Here is a 14,498-nt window from a genome sequence, read left to right on the forward strand (position 1 = left end):
TTTGACCACAGCGCCGCGCCCGGCGTGCGGGGAGGGCGTCAGCTCCCGGCGGCGCGACGGTCGAGGCGTGCGCGCTGCGGCACCACCGTGTACTTCGGGTCGCGGGCGGAGGCGACGCCGCCGTGGAAGATGCCGAACCGGGTGGCGACCGACGCGGCGAGCAGCGCCGCGCCGGACAGGCCGGACAGCAGCCGGCTGCGGCGACCGGCCAGCGCGCCGAGGACCCCGGCGGCGGTCAGCGTCCGGCCGGCGCGCAGCAGCCGGCCGGGCACGCCGGTGCGGTAGGGCTCGCTGAGCAGGCCGAGGCGGGTCTCCACCCGGTGCGCGCCCCACAGCTCCAGGGCCGCGCCGGCCACGGCCATCCGCCGGGCCGGGCCGGCCTGGGCGCAGGGCGCGGCGAGCAGGCCCACGCCGGCGCCGCTGGCCAGGGCGCTGCCCGCGAAGATGGCCGGCAGTTCCGGGTACGCCTCGTGCCACGACGGCACCGCCGTGTCGGCGAGCAGCACCCCCGTGTACGTGGCCAGGGCCGGCGCGGTGGCGGCGGCGACCAGGCCGGCGGCCCGCCCGGCGGCGGGCAGCACCCGCCGCCCCACCCCCAGCACGCCCCGTTCGGGCAGCCACGGCGCGGCCTCGGCGACGGCGGCGACCCCGGCGGCGGGGCCGAACACGGTGAGGATCCAGGTGCCCACCGACATCGGGGAGGTCGGCTTCGCCACCCGCAGCATGTGGTGGAAGCGGGCCGGCCGGCCCAGGTCGTTGACGAGGAAGTAGGCGCTGGCGGTGACCGCCGCCAGCGAGGTGACCCGGCCGGCGCGGCGCAACGCCGGCCGCCCGGTGAGCTGCCCGCCGGCGGCCAGCAACGACGACCCGGCGGCCAGCCCGCCGGTGAACAGGTACGCCGCGATGTCCCACTTCCACACCGGCGGCTTCAGGATCGGGCGGCCGTAGTAGGAGGTGAACTCGGCCGGCGGGACGGTCAGCTGTTCCCCGCCGCCGCGTCCGGTGCGGTAGCGGCGGAACCGGTCGCCGACCGGCCGGTGCGGTGCGCTCACGAGGATCCTCCGACGAACGCGACGACGGCCGCCGCCGCCATGGCCAGGGCGGCCAGCCCGGCCCGTTTCCACATCCGGGGCAGGTCCCGGGTGGTGACCTGCGGGTCGGGCGGCAGCCCGTACACCTCGGGCTCGTCGAGCAGCAGGAAGAACGCGCCGTCGCCGCCGACGCCGTCGGTGGGGTCGTGGCCGTAGAGCCGGGCCTGCGGCACGCCGCGCTCGTGCAGGGTGGCGACCCGGTGCGCCGCCCGTTCCCGCAGCTCGTCGAGGGGGCCGTACTGGATGGACTCGGTGGGGCACGCCTGCGCGCAGGCCGGGGTCAGGCCCGCGCCGAGCCGGTCGTAGCACAGCGTGCACTTCCACGCCCGGCCGTCGCCGGAGCGCTGGTCGATCACCCCGTACGGGCAGGCGGGGATGCAGTAGCCGCAGCCGTTGCAGATGTCCTCCTGCACCACGACCGTGCCGAACTCGGTGCGGAACAGCGACCCGGTGGGGCACACGTCGAGGCAGGCGGCGTGGGTGCAGTGCTTGCACACGTCCGACATCATCAGCCAGCGGAAGTCGGAGCGGGTCTGGGCGCCGGTGTCCCGGCCGGGCGGCCGCGCGCCGGGCATGCCGAGGAACTGCGGGCCGGCGGCGGCGCTGCTGCCCGGCGCGTCGACGGCCGGGGCGGCGGGGCGGGGCTGCTCGACGAACGCCACGTGCCGCCACGAGTTCGCCGTCAGCGCGCCGGTGTTGTCGTAGGACATGCCGAGCAGGTCCAGCCCGGAGCCGGGCACGTCGTTCCACTCCTTGCAGGCGACCTCACACGCCTTGCAGCCGATGCAGACGCTGGTGTCGGTGAAGAAACCCATCCGGGGCCGGGCGTCGGTCCAGCCGGCGTCCGGGGCCGGGTCCAGCGGCCCGTGGCGGCTGTCGGCGTCAGGCATCCCCGCCCCCGTCATGCTCGTGCTCGTCGGCCGACGCGCCCGCCGAGCGTTCGTCGGTGCTGCCGGCCGCGTCGCCGCCGCCCGCCGCGTCGGTGGTCACGATCGGGACCCGGCGCTGCGGGGTCATCCCGGCCCGCCGCCGGTAGTCGGCGACCAGGTCGAGCAGGGCCGGCCCGGTGGGCCGGCGGCCGGGCCGCACGTCGCAGGTGCCGATCTTGCTCTCCTGGATGAGCACGTTCGGGTCCAGGGTGATGCCGAACAGGTCGTTGGCCGAGTCGCCGGTGACCAGCCCCTCGGTGCCGAAATGGTACGGCAGCCAGAGCTGGTGGATGACCCGGCCGTCGACCCGCAACGGGGTGAGCCGTTCGGTGACCAGCACCCTCGCCTCGATCACGGCCCGGCCGCTGACCAGGTGCGCCCAGCCCAGGTGCGTCAGGCCCGCCTCGGCGGCCAGCTCCGGGGAGACCTCCACGAACATCTCCGGCTGCAACTCGGCCAGCGGGCGCACCGTGCGGCTCATCCCGCCGGCCGTGTGGTGCTCGGTGAGCCGGCTGACCGTGAACACGTACGGGAAGACGCCGCTGTGCGCCTCCGGCGGGCTCGGGTTGACCGAGTTGACCGGATGCTCGTAGACCTTGCGGGTCGGGTTGGCCTGCTGCCCGTACAGGGGGTTGCGCATCGGGGACTCGGCCGGCTCGTAATGCGCCGGCAGCGGGCCGTCGAGCACACCGCTGGGCGCGAACAGCCAGGCCTTGCCGTCGCCCTGCATGACGAACGCGTCGTCGCCGGCGATGGCCTCCACCCCGGAGGCCCCCTCCGGTGGCCGGTAGGTGGGCGGCTTCGTCTTCTCGAAGTCCGGCACGTCGTAGCCGGTCCACTCCCCGGCGTCCGGGTCCCACCACACGTACTTCTTGCGCTCGCTCCACGGGCGGCCCTGCGGGTCGGCGGAGGCCCGGTTGTAGAGGGTGCGGCGGTTGGCCGGCCACGCCCAGCCCCACTGCGCCGCCACCCAGTCCTGCTCGTGGCGGGAGCGGCGGCGGGCCGCCTGGTTGACGCCGTCGGCGTAGACGCCGGTGTAGATCCAGCAGCCGACCGCGGTGGACCCGTCGTCGCGGGCCTGCGCGAACGCCGACAGCGGGCGGCCGGTGGCCACCTCGTACCCGTTGATCTCCCGCAGCACCGCCTCGGCGCTCGGCTCCGCGTGCGGGCCGTGCGTCGGGTAGTCCCAGGTCAGGTCGAGCAGCGCCCGGTCGCGCGGGTGCGGCGACGCGGCCAGCTTCTCCCGCAGCCGCCGGCCGAGGTGGTAGAAGAACCACAGCTCGGAGCGGGCGTCGCCCGGCGGGTCGACGGCCTTCTCCCGCCACTGCAACAGCCGCTGGGTCTGGGTGAACGTGCCCTCCTTCTCCACGTGCGAGGCCGCCGGCAGGAAGAACACCTCGGTGCGGCACTGCTCCGGCACGATCTCCCCGGTGGCCACCTCGGGGCTGTTCTTCCAGAACGTGGCGCTCTCGATGAGGAACAGGTCGCGCACGACCAGCCAGTCGAGGTTGGCCATGCCGAGGCGCTGGGCGCGGCCGTGCGCGGAGCCGACGGCCGGGTTCTGGCCGAGCAGGAAGTAGCCCCGGATCTTCCCGTCGATCATGTTGAGGACCTGCTGGTAGGTGCCGTGGTCGCCGGTCATCCGGGGCAGGTGGCCGTAGCAGAAGTCGTTCTCCGGCGTCGCCGCGTCCCCCCAGTACGCCTTGAGCAGGCTCGCCGCGTACGCCCGCGAGTTGCCCCAGAAGCCCTTCTGGCCCGGGTGGCGGATGCTGTCGACCCAGTCGTCGAACGTCTCGTGGTCGGCGTGGTGCGGCATCGGCAGGTAGCCGGGGAGCAGGTTGTAGAGCGTGGGGATGTCGGTGGAGCCCTGGATGCTGGCGTGCCCGCGCAGCGCCAGGATGCCGCCGCCGGGGCGGCCCATGTTGCCCAGCAGGGTCTGGATGATCGCGCCGGTGCGGATGTACTGCACGCCGACGCTGTGCTGCGTCCAGCCCACCGAGTAGACCAGCGCGCCGGTGCGTTCCCGGCCCGAGTTGGCCGCCCACGCCTCGGCCAGCTCCAGGAACTTGTCCTGCGGGATGCCGCAGACCCGTTCCACCATCTCCGGGGTGTAGCGGGCGAAGTGCCGCCGCAGGATCTGGTAGACGCAGCGCGGGTGTTGCAGCGTCTCGTCCCGCTGGGTCGGCGTGGGCACCGGCATGCCGTGCGACTCGTGGCGCAGGCCGGCCGCGCTGTCGCGTTCCTTGCCGGTGCCGGTGATCTCGGCGTGGCCCTCGTGGCCGGCGTACTGCCAGCTCGACGTGTCGTACGAGCCGGTGTCGGGGCGGTAGCCGGAGAACAGGCCGTCGAGGTCCTCGGTGTCGGCGAACCGGTCGCTGACGATCGTCGCCGCGTTCGTGTACGCCAGCACGTACTCCCGGAAGTCCAGCTCGTTCTCCAGGATGTGGCGCACCACGCCGCCGAGCAGCGCGATGTCGGTGCCCGCCCGGATCGGCAGGTAGGAGTCGGCGACCGCGCTGGTGCGGGTGAACCGGGGGTCGACGTGGAAGACCTTCGCCCCGCGCCGCTTGGCCTCCATCACCCACTGGAAACCCACCGGGTGGGCCTCGGCCATGTTGGAGCCCTGGATGACGATGACGTCAGCGTTGACCAGGTCCTGTTGGAAGTCCGTCGCGCCGCCGCGACCGAAGCTGGTCCCCAGACCGGGGACGGTGGCGGAGTGTCAAATGCGGGCCTGGTTCTCGATCTGGAGCGCCCCCATCGCCGTGAACAGCTTCTTGATGAGGTAGTTCTCCTCGTTGTCCAGCGTCGCCCCGCCGAGGCTGGAGATGCCCAGCGTGCGGTGCAGCGGACGGCCGGCGTCGTCGACGTCCTCCCAGGTGGCCTCGCGGGCGGCGAGGATCCGGTCGGCGATCATGTCGAGCGCGGTGTCGAGGTCCAGGTCCTCCCACTCGGTCGCGTACGGCCGGCGGTAGCGCACCGTCGTCTGCCGCAGCGGGCTGGTGACCAGGCTCTTGCTGGCCGAACCCTTCGGGCACAGCCGGCCCCGGGAGATCGGGCTGTCCGGGTCGCCCTCGATCTGGGTGACCCGGCCGTCGGTGACGAAGACCCGCTGACCGCAGCCGACCGCGCAGTAGGGGCAGACCGAGCGGGCCACGCTGTCGGCGGTCTCGGTGCGGGCCGTCAGCGCCGCCGAGCGGGCCGACTGGGCCGCCGCGCCCCGGCCGAGCGGGTCGGTGCCGGTGAGCTGCCGGTAGACGGGCCAGCCCGCGAGGAACGTCCGCAGACCCATCGGCGCGCACCCCCTCCCCGGCGACAGAAGCTGACGTTGTTCTGAACATAGGCCAGCGCCCGCCGCGCCGCGACCCTCAGCGGATCTTTTCCGCCGCCGGGGGCGGTGCTCACCGCTGCTCACCGCTGCCGGGAGCGGACCTTCGCGGCGCACGCCAGCAGCGCGGCCCGCGCGTCGCCGCCGAGGCTCTCGATGGCCACCAGCGCCGTGAACGCCGTGTCGGCCAGCTCGGCGGTCACGTCGTCGCGGGTGTGGGTGACCCCTTTGCGGGGGTTCTGCCCGAGGACGCCGATCCACGCCCCGGCGGCCTCACCGGCCTCCTCGGTCAGCTTGAGGATCCGGCAGGTCAACTCCGCGTCCCCGGCGCCGTTGGCGGCGTCGAGCCACCCGCGCGCCGCCCGCACCGCATCCCAGATCGACTCGTCCATGGCGACAGTGAACCCCGACGGCGGCGCGGGGCCGCGCCCGGGGAGGCGAACGCCCCCGTGCCGGGTCGGCACGGGGGCGTTCGGGTGTCGTCACGTCACCACAGCTGCGTGACGATGTCCGCGGCCTGCTCCTCCCACTGGGCGTACGCGTACGGATACGCCGACACCTGCACCGTCTGCGCCGCGGCGGTCAGCGGCAGCTCCCGCCAGCCGCCGACGTTCTTCAGCGCCCCGAAGAACGCCTTGGACGCGTACTCCGGGTCGGTGATCTGGTCGGGCGAGCCCCAACCGGACGACGGGCGCTGCTGGAACAGGCCCTGCGAGTCGTGGTCGTTGTACGCGCCGAGGTGGCCGAGGTTGTACAGCTTCGACTCCTGCAGCGAGGTGGCCACGCCGATCACCGCGCCGCGTTCGCCGACGCCGGTCTCCTTGGCGGCCTCGACGATGGCCCTGGCGTTGGCCACCTGCGCGTCGTCGAGCGGGATGCGCGACTGCGCGCCCTCGACGCCGTGCGGGATCAGCTCGTCGCGGCTCGGCTTGCCCGTCGACGGGGTCGGCTTGGCGGTGTCCTCGCCGGTGGTCAGGGCGGACTCGGCGGTGGCGGCCTCCCGGGTCTTGCCGGTGGCCAGGTCGATGGCGGCGACGGCGCCGGTGTGCGGGCCGGTGGTGACGGGGGCGGCGACGGCCGTGGGGCCGAACGCCAGGCCGCCGAGGACGGCGACGCCGCTGATGGTCAGGACGGTCCTGCGGTTCGTGGTCTTCGCGATGGCCGGGAGCCATCGAGTGAAGTCAGGCTTCACGATGGTTGCCCTTTCGGTCGTCACGACGCGCTCCGGGGTGAGCGCCCCTCGGGACCCGCCCCGGCCGGTGGGGTTTACCGGCGGGCGGTACGGGGGACACAACCAGCTTCACGTGTCCGTCATTCCGGATACGGTGGGCCGCAGCCCGGTTGCGGTCCCGGTCACCCCCACAACCGGACCCGGCGGCCGACACCGGTCAGCGGGCGCACGGCCTCCCGAACCGGACGAGCACGTGCCAGAGCATCTTGAGGTCCTGGAGCGTGACCGCCACGGGGCCCCGGTCGGCCCACCGGCCGGGCTCGGTGACCGCCGAGGCGGCGGCCCGGCCGATCAGCGCGGCGTCGACCGGCTCGCCGGGGCGGGCGAACTCGGCGTGGACCCGGGCGGCCAGCGGCGGGATGCCGGGGCCGCGGAACTCGGCGTCGACCCCGTCGACCGGCAACTCGAAGCCGGCGTGCCAGTGCACCGCGACCCCGTGGCGGGCCGCCAGGTCGGTCAGCACCCGGCCCACCCGGGTGCCCGCGAACGACGGGTCCAGCACGAACGCCTCGACGTCGCGGCCGAGGACGAGCTCACCGTGGATCTGCGCCTCGACGTAGTCGTCCAGCGCACGGGCGTTCGGGCCGGCACGCCAGGCGTCCCGCCCGTCGCGCAGCAGGGCCCGGACCAGGGCGGCCGGGTCCGTCCCGGCGACGCCGAGGCTGACGCCCGTGCCGGCGGTGGCGTCGAGCAGTTCGGCCAGCACCGGCTCGGGCACGTCGACGGTGCCGAGGTGCGGCGGCTCCAGGTGGCTGTCGCCGAAGCAGAACGTCGCGCGGTCCAGCACCTGCGGCCGCAACCGCAGGTGGCAGGAGCCGAACCGGGGGCACGCGCCGTCGGGGTGGTCGAGCAGGTTGAGCCCGCCGTACGTCGGACGGTCGCCCGGCAGCACGCCCACCCCCTGGTACGCGCCACCGAACATCGCCTCCTCCCAGCGGTCCCGGTCGCCGCCGGGGAACGCGGTCAGGCCACCGTTGGAGATGCCCGTGACGAACTGGCTGCGGTAGACGCCCTGCGCGGCCAGCGCGTCGGCGACCGTCCGTCGGTCCGCGAGCAGCCGGTCGGGATGGAAGTTCACGGTCAGCCGGCCGTGCGCGCCGACCGCCGCGACCAACTCCTCCGGCTGGTGGCCGCCGCAGGCGGCCAGGTGCCGCGCGATCACGGCGCGGGCCTGCGGGCGACGGCGCCGCGCCGACCGGCGCACGTGGGTCAGGGCGGCGGCCTGCGCCGGGGTCAGCGGTGGGTGGCCGGCGGCGGGGGCGGGGCGCGCCGGTCGGGGTCGGTGGGGCACAGGCGCCGATTGTGCCGGGCCGCTGCCCACGGTTGAAGCGCATTTCGCGCCGCCGGCCGGTTGACAGGCACCGGGCCCGATTCGAATAATTCACCTGCTGAACAAATTCCCGCCCGTGTCCCCGAGCCGCGCAGGAGGGCCCGTGCCGCTCGTGGCCGGAGTCGACTCGTCGACCCAGTCGTGCAAGGTCGTCGTCCGCGACGCCGAGACCGGGAAGCTGGTGCGCGAGGGACGCGCGCCGCACCCGCCCGGCACGGCGGTGCCGCCGGCCGCCTGGGAGGCCGCGCTGGCCGACGCCGTCGCGCGGGCCGGCGGCCTGGACGACGTGGCGGCCGCCTCGATCGCGGGGCAGCAGCAGGGCATGGTGTGCCTCGACGCCGACGGCGCGGTGGTCCGCGACGCCGTGCTGTGGAACGACACCCGCTCGGCCGACGCCGCCGTCGACCTGATCGCCGACCTCGGCGGCGGCGAGGCGGGCCGGCGGGCCTGGGCCGAGGCGGTCGGCCTGGTGCCGGTGGCCAGCTTCACCGTCACGAAGCTGCGCTGGCTGGCCTCGGCGGAGCCGCGCAACGCCGCCCGTACCGCCGCGGTGTGCCTGCCGCACGACTGGCTGACGTGGCGGCTGTCCGGCGCGCCGGGGCTCGACGCGCTGCGCACCGACCGCAGCGAGGCCAGCGGGACCGGATACTGGTCGGCCGCCAGCGGCGGCTACCGCCGGGACCTGTTCGGGTTGGCGTTCGGCCGCGACGACGTGCTGCTGCCGCAGGTGCTCGCGCCGACCGGGCGGGCCGGCCGCCTGCGTACCGGCGCGCCGCTGGGCGCCGGCGCCGGTGACTGCGCCGCGGCGGCGCTGGGTGTCGGCGCCGGGCCGGGCGACGTGATCGTGTCGATCGGCACCTCCGGCATCGTGTCCACCGTCTCCGCCGTGCCGACCGCCGACCCGAGCGGGACCGTCGCCGGGTTCGCCGACGCGACCGGCCGGTTCCTGCCGCTGGTGTGCACGCTCAACGCCGCCCGGGTGCTGGACGCGGCCGCCGCCATGCTGCGGGTGGACCACGCGGGGTTGTCGGCGCTGGCCCTGTCCGCCCCGGCGGGCGCCGACGGGCTGGTCCTGGTGCCCTACCTGGAGGGCGAGCGCACACCGGACCGCCCGCACGCCACCGGGGCCGTGCACGGCCTGACCCTGCGGGCCGCCACCCCCGCGCACCTGGCCCGCGCGGCGGTGGAGGGCATGCTGTGCGCGCTCGCCGACGGGCTGGACACGATGCTCGCGCAGGGCACGACGGTCGACCGGGTCATCCTGGTCGGCGGCGGCGCCCGCTCGGAGGCGGTACGCCGGATCGCGCCCGCCGTCTTCGGCCGCCCCGTGCTCGTCCCCCCGCCCGGGGAGTACGTCGCCGACGGCGCCGCCCGCCAGGCGGCCTGGATGCTCTCCGGTGGGCCACAGCCGCCACCGTGGACGATCGGGCAGGTGGAGACACGCGAGGCCGACGCCGTGCCGGCGATCCGCGAACGGTACGCGGCGGCCAGGGCGCACGTTCTCGACCGCGCCGGCTGAGCGCGGCGCCGCCGCGGGCCGGCGCGGCTGCTGGAGCTGGTGCGCGGCGGCCTGGCCGACGCGGGCTGACAGCAGCGACACGGGCTGACGCCCGCCGGCCGGTCATCCCGGCCGGCAGGTGTCAGGTGACCGTCAGTGGCCCCGGGCCACCCACTGCGCGAGGTGCGGCGTCTCCGCGCCGATGGTGGTGCTGTCGCCGTGCCCGGTGTGCACGACCGTCTCCGGGGGCAGGGTGAACAACCGGGTCCGGATCGACTCGATGATGGTGCCGAAGTCGCTGTACGAGCGGCCCGTCGCCCCCGGCCCACCGGCGAAGAGGGTGTCGCCGGTGAAGACGACGCCGAGCTGCGGGGCGTGCAGGCTGCACGCCCCGGGGCTGTGGCCGGGGGTGTGCAGCACCCGCAGCGCGGCGCCCGCCACCTCGACGGTCGCGCCGTCGCGCAGCTCGCCGTCGGGGGCCACGTCGGGGTGCACCATGTCCCACAGCACCCGGTCGTCGGGGTGCAGCAGCACCGGAGCGCCGGTGGCCCGGGCGAGTTGCGGGGCCACCCGCACGTGGTCGTCGTGGGCGTGGGTGGCCAGGATCGCCACGACCCGCCGGCCGCCGACGGTACGCAGGATCGCGTCGACGTCGTGCGGGGCGTCGACGACGACGCACTCGCTGTCGTCGCCGATCACCCACACGTTGTTGTCGACGTCGAAGGTCTGCCCGTCGAGGGAGAACGTGCCGGAGGTGACGGTGTGGTCGACGCGGGCGGTCACGGGAAGACCACCACCGAACGCAGCACGTCGCCGTGGTGCATCCGGGTGAACGCCTCCTCGACCTGGTCCAGGGCGATCTCCTCGGTGACGAACGCGTCCAGGTCGAGCCGGCCCTGCAGGTACAGCTCGGCCAGCAGCGGGAAGTCGCGGCTGGGCAGGCAGTCGCCGTACCAGCTGGACTTGAGGGCCCCACCGCGGCCGAAGACGTCCAGCAGCGGCAGCTCCACGGTCATCTCCGGGGTGGGCACGCCGACCAGCACGACCGTGCCGGCGAGGTCGCGGGCGTAGAACGCCTGCTTCCACGTCTCGGGGCGGCCGACGGCGTCGATGACGACGTCCGCGCCGAAACCGCCGGTGGCGGCGCGGATCGCCTCCACCGGGTCGGCCTCGGAGGCGTTGACGGTGTGGGTGGCGCCGAACTTGCGGGCCCAGTCGAGCTTGCGGGAGTCGGTGTCCACCGCGACGATCGTCGTCGCCCCGGCCAGGGCCGCACCGGCCACGGCGGCGTCACCGACCCCACCGCAGCCGATGACGGCCACGGAGTCGCCGCGGGTGACGCCGCCGGTGTTCATGGCCGCGCCCAGGCCCGCCATCACCCCGCAGCCGAGCAGGCCCACGGCGGCGGGCCGGGCCGCCGGGTCGACCTTCGTGCACTGCCCGGCGTGCACCAGGGTCTTCTCGGCGAACGCGCCGATGCCCAGCGCCGGCGACAGGACGGTGCCGTCGGCGAGCGTCATCTTCTGCGCGGCGTTGTGGGTGGCGAAGCAGTACCACGGCCGTCCCCGGCGGCAGGCGCGGCAGACCCCGCACACGGCCCGCCAGTTGAGCACCACGAAGTCGCCGGGGGCGACGTCGGTGACCCCGTCGCCGACCTGCTCGACGATCCCGGCGGCCTCGTGGCCGAGCAGGAACGGGAACTCGTCGTTGATGCCGCCCTCGCGGTAGTGCAGGTCGGTGTGGCAGACCCCGCACGCCTGGACGCGGACCACCGCCTCGCCGGGCCCCGGGTCGGGCACCACGACGGTGGTGACCTCGACCGGCGCGCCCTTGCGCCGTGCAATGACTCCCCGGACTTCCTGGCTCACGATTCCTCCTGGTCCACACGCTTGTCGGTGTCGCCGCCACCGGGCCCCGGCCGACGACGCGGGACGCGCCGGCGGGCTGCCCGCGCCGACCACGTTCCCCGGCGAAACTACCGCCGATCACCTCGCCGGACCCACCGACGTGCGGGGGTTACCCCCGGCGGGGCGGCCTGGACCGATTCGGCCGGAAGGCCGATGCTCTGCGCGGCGGCGAGGACCCGGCGGGCGGCGGCGCGGTAGCGCAGCACCTGGACCGCGCCGAGCGCCCAGAGGGCGTACTGCACGGCGAAGGCCCACCGGAACGCGGCCAGGTCGGGGGCGGCCCGGCCGGCGGGGGTGGCCAGGTCCAGGACGATCCCGACGGCCAGCACGAGCGCGATCGAGGCGGCGAAGCCGCCGACGTTGACGATGCCGATGGCGCTGCCGATCCGGCTGGCCGGGTTGAACGTGCGGGCGTAGTCGAAGCCGATGACGGAGCCGGGGCCGTTCGCGGCGAGCACCAGCACCAGCACGACCAGCAGCCAGCCCGGGGCGCGGCCCGGCCAGGCCAGCACCACCGCCCACACCCCGGCCGTGGCCGCGGTGACGGCGAGCACGAGCACCGAGCGGCGCAACGGGTAGCGGGCGCACAGGTGAGCCACGACCGGGCCCGCCGCCAGGCTGGCCAGGGTCATCAGGGTGAGCAGCGACGCGGCGGCGGTGGGCGTCATCTGCTGCCCCTGCACCAGGAACGGGTACCCCCACAGCAGGGCGAACACCGAGCCGGAGAACTGGGCGACGAAGTGCGTCCACATCCCCAGCCGGGTGCCGGGCTGCGCCCACGCCGCGGCCAGCTGCCGGCGCACCGTGGTCAGGTCGGGGGCGGACCCGGCGGCGGGCCCCCGGTGCGGGGTGTCCCGGACGACCGCGACGACCGCGGTGAGCACGGTCGCCCCGAGCGCGGCGGCGCCGAGGAACGCCGGGGTCCAGCCCGCGTGGTGCAGCAGCGCCACCAGGGGCACCGCGCCCAGCACCGCGCCGAGCTGACCGAGGGTGCCGGTGAGCTGCACCAGCATCGGGTTGCGCCGGCCCGGGAACCAGAACGCGACGATGCGCAGCACGCTGATGAACGTCATCGCGTCGCCCAGGCCGACCAGCACCCGGGCGGCGACGGCGAGACCGACGTCGGTGGCGACGGCGAAGCAGAGCTGACCGGCGACCATCAGCGCGCCGCCGGCGACGAGGAGCCGGCGGGAGCCGTACCGGTCGAGCAGCACGCCCACCGGCACCTGCATCGCCGCGTACACGGCGAGTTGGGCGACGGTGAAGGTGGCCAGCGTGGCGGCGCTGATGTCGAAGCGGTCCGCCGCGTCGACCCCGGTGACGCCCAGCGAGCCGCGGTGGAACACCGCCGCCACGTACGCGCCGAGGGCGACGGCCCAGACCCCGACGGCCCGGCGGCCGGACGCGGCGGTGGCGGCGCTCACCGCAGGGTCCGCCGCGACACGGCGGCGGGGTGGGCCGCCCGGTCGGTGGCCATCAACTCGGTGACGTCGCCGGCGGCCGCCCGGCGTTGCCCGCCGCCGGTCCGGGATTCGTCATGTATCTATGATGGGCCGCGTTGGGGACGGTGTCCGCGACGGGCGGGCCGAAGGTGGCGCGGGCCACCCCGGCCGCTGTGGCGTGCGCCACTTGATGGACACGCCGGTCCCGGGCGGCGGCGGCGGAACGGACTGGGCAGAATCGACGCATGTCTTCCCGCCGGTGGCTGCTCGCCGATCAACTCGGGCCCCACTTCCTCGACGACCCGGCGCAGCCGGTGCTGCTCGTGGAGGCCCGGGAGTTGTTCCGACGCCGCCCGATGCACCGGCAGAAGGCCCACCTGCTGCTGTCCGCGCTGCGGCACCGCGCCGCCGAGCTGGGCGAACGGGCCCTGCTGGTGCGCGCCGACACGTTCCGGCAGGCTCTGGCCCGCGTCGACGGGCCGGTCGAGGTCTGCCACCCGCCGTCGCGGGCCGGGCTGGCCTTCGCCCGCTCGGTGCCGGGACTGACCGTCCTGCCGCCGCGGGGCTTCCTCGTGCGCCGGGAGGACTTCACGGCGTGGGCCGACGCCGACCGCCGGGGCCCGTTGCGGGTGTCCGACTTCTACCGCTGGGCCCGGCGCGAGCACGGCGTGTTCGAGGGCCCGCCGGGGCGGGTTCCGCGTCGTCCCCGCCGCGCCGACGGCGGCGGCCTGGTGGCGCCGGCTCCCCCGCCGATCGTGGAGGACGACATCGACGCGGAGGTCCGCGCCGAGCTGGACCGCTGGGAAGGCGACGGCGTGCGGTTCCTCGGCCGCGACGGCCCGCGCCGCTACCCGGCCACCCACGCCGAGGCCGACGCGCGGCTGCGGCACTTCGTGGCGCACCGGCTGCCCGACTACGGCCGCTACCAGGAGGTGATGAGCGCGGGCGACCCGCTGCTGACCCACAGCGTGCTGTCGTCGTCGTTCAACCTGGGGCTGCTCGACCCGGCGCAGGCCGTCCGGGCCGCCGAGGGCGCCTGGCGGGACGGGACCGCGTCGCTGTCGGCGGTGGAGCCGTTCATCCGGGGGCTGCTGGGCTGGCGGGAGTTCCTCTGGCAGCTCTACTGGTATGTCGAGCCGGGCCAGCGGGGCACCGACTGGCTGGCCGCGACCGAGCCGCTGCCCGACTGGTTCGCCGGCCTGGACGCCGACGCCGTGGAGGCGCGCTGCCTGGCCGACGTGCTCGCCGGGGTCCGCGACCGCGCCTGGGCGCACCACGCGCAGCGCCTGCTGGTGCTCGGCAACTACGCGTTGCAGCGCGGCTGGCGGCCGACGGAGCTCGCCGACTGGTTCCGGAACTGCTTCGTCGACGGCACCGAATGGGTGATCAACGCGACCGTGATCGGCATGAGCCAGTACGCCGACCTGGGCCGCATCGACACCCGCCCGTACGCCGTCGACGGCCGCTACGTCGACGAGCTCAGCGACTACTGCACCGGGTGCCGCTACCAGCCGGAGACGACGCTGGGCGACCTGGCCTGCCCGTACACCGGGGGGTTCGACGCGTTCCTGCACCGCAACCGCGACCGCCTCGCCGCCGACGCGCGGCTGGTCGCGGAGCTGGCCGAACGCGACGACCCGCAGCTACGCGACGCGGTGCTGGCGCAGGAGGACAAGCGCGGCAGCAGCCCGCCCTGACGGGCGCGGCGGAACCCGGCCGGTGCGCCTGCGCCGCCCGCCCGG

11 protein-coding genes are annotated in these 14,498 nt (G+C 75.3%); 2 read left to right on the forward strand and 9 right to left on the reverse strand.

Features of this window, described 5'->3' with window-relative positions; genetic code table 11:
- Positions 1–38 precede the first annotated feature (38 nt).
- From nrfD to O7628_RS28510, 6 genes are all read right to left on the reverse strand, one after another.
- Complete coding sequence (nrfD, locus tag O7628_RS28485; RefSeq protein ID WP_278135281.1) at positions 39–1,052, reverse strand: NrfD/PsrC family molybdoenzyme membrane anchor subunit; 1,014 nt, start codon at positions 1,050–1,052, stop codon at positions 39–41.
- Positions 1,049–1,981, reverse strand: a complete 933-nt coding sequence (locus O7628_RS28490) for a 4Fe-4S dicluster domain-containing protein (RefSeq protein ID WP_278135283.1) — start codon at positions 1,979–1,981, stop codon at positions 1,049–1,051. The genes nrfD and O7628_RS28490 overlap by 4 nt, the downstream gene beginning before the upstream one ends.
- Positions 1,974–5,312, reverse strand: a complete 3,339-nt coding sequence (gene fdh, locus O7628_RS28495; RefSeq protein WP_278135284.1) for a formate dehydrogenase — start codon at positions 5,310–5,312, stop codon at positions 1,974–1,976. Before fdh ends, O7628_RS28490 begins: the two co-directional genes overlap by 8 nt.
- A 119-nt stretch (positions 5,313–5,431) precedes the next feature.
- Positions 5,432–5,740 carry a MazG-like family protein gene (locus O7628_RS28500; RefSeq protein ID WP_278135286.1) on the reverse strand — a complete coding sequence of 103 codons (309 nt, stop codon included), beginning with the start codon at positions 5,738–5,740 and terminating at the stop codon, positions 5,432–5,434.
- Between the two features lie 95 nt (positions 5,741–5,835).
- Entirely contained in the window at positions 5,836–6,540 is a 705-nt protein-coding gene (locus tag O7628_RS28505) for a hypothetical protein (protein WP_278135288.1), read from the reverse strand.
- Between the two features lie 196 nt (positions 6,541–6,736).
- Entirely contained in the window at positions 6,737–7,870 is a 1,134-nt protein-coding gene (locus O7628_RS28510) for a DUF3626 domain-containing protein (RefSeq protein WP_278135290.1), read from the reverse strand.
- A gap of 142 nt (positions 7,871–8,012) precedes the next feature.
- On the opposite strand from O7628_RS28510, the gene O7628_RS28515 reads away from it, so the two are divergent.
- Positions 8,013–9,428 carry an FGGY-family carbohydrate kinase gene (locus tag O7628_RS28515; RefSeq protein WP_278135292.1) on the forward strand — a complete coding sequence of 472 codons (1,416 nt, stop codon included), beginning with the start codon at positions 8,013–8,015 and terminating at the stop codon, positions 9,426–9,428.
- Between the two features lie 132 nt (positions 9,429–9,560).
- Here O7628_RS28515 and O7628_RS28520 read toward each other — a convergent pair whose 3' ends face one another.
- The 3 genes from O7628_RS28520 to O7628_RS28530 all read right to left on the reverse strand — a co-directional run bounded on the left by O7628_RS28520 (position 9,561) and on the right by O7628_RS28530 (position 12,738).
- Positions 9,561–10,190, reverse strand: coding sequence for an MBL fold metallo-hydrolase (locus O7628_RS28520; RefSeq protein ID WP_278135294.1), 630 nt, complete (start codon positions 10,188–10,190; stop codon positions 9,561–9,563).
- A complete protein-coding gene (locus O7628_RS28525; RefSeq protein ID WP_074476366.1) occupies positions 10,187–11,275 on the reverse strand; it encodes an S-(hydroxymethyl)mycothiol dehydrogenase in 1,089 nt (362 codons plus the stop codon). Before O7628_RS28525 ends, O7628_RS28520 begins: the two co-directional genes overlap by 4 nt.
- A gap of 107 nt (positions 11,276–11,382) precedes the next feature.
- Positions 11,383–12,738 (reverse strand): MFS transporter, encoded by a 1,356-nt coding sequence (locus O7628_RS28530; RefSeq protein ID WP_278135297.1) that lies wholly within the window; start codon positions 12,736–12,738, stop codon positions 11,383–11,385.
- A 263-nt stretch (positions 12,739–13,001) separates the two neighbouring features.
- Between O7628_RS28530 and O7628_RS28535 the strand changes: the two genes are divergently transcribed.
- Positions 13,002–14,453, forward strand: a complete 1,452-nt coding sequence (locus O7628_RS28535; protein ID WP_278135299.1) for a cryptochrome/photolyase family protein — start codon at positions 13,002–13,004, stop codon at positions 14,451–14,453.
- Positions 14,454–14,498: the final 45 nt, after the last annotated feature.

This window comes from Micromonospora sp. WMMD956, from assembly GCF_029626125.1.
Lineage (GTDB): Bacteria > Actinomycetota > Actinomycetes > Mycobacteriales > Micromonosporaceae > Micromonospora > Micromonospora carbonacea.

Bases quoted from the DNA above. Each gene is read 5' to 3' on its own strand.
- O7628_RS28500 (WP_278135286.1), bottom strand. From the start codon at position 5,740: ATGGACGAGTCGATCTGGGATGCGGTGCGGGCGGCGCGCGGGTGGCTC.
- O7628_RS28535 (WP_278135299.1), top strand. From the start codon at position 13,002: ATGTCTTCCCGCCGGTGGCTGCTCGCCGATCAACTCGGGCCCCACTTC.
- O7628_RS28490 (WP_278135283.1), bottom strand. From the start codon at position 1,981: ATGCCTGACGCCGACAGCCGCCACGGGCCGCTGGACCCGGCCCCGGAC.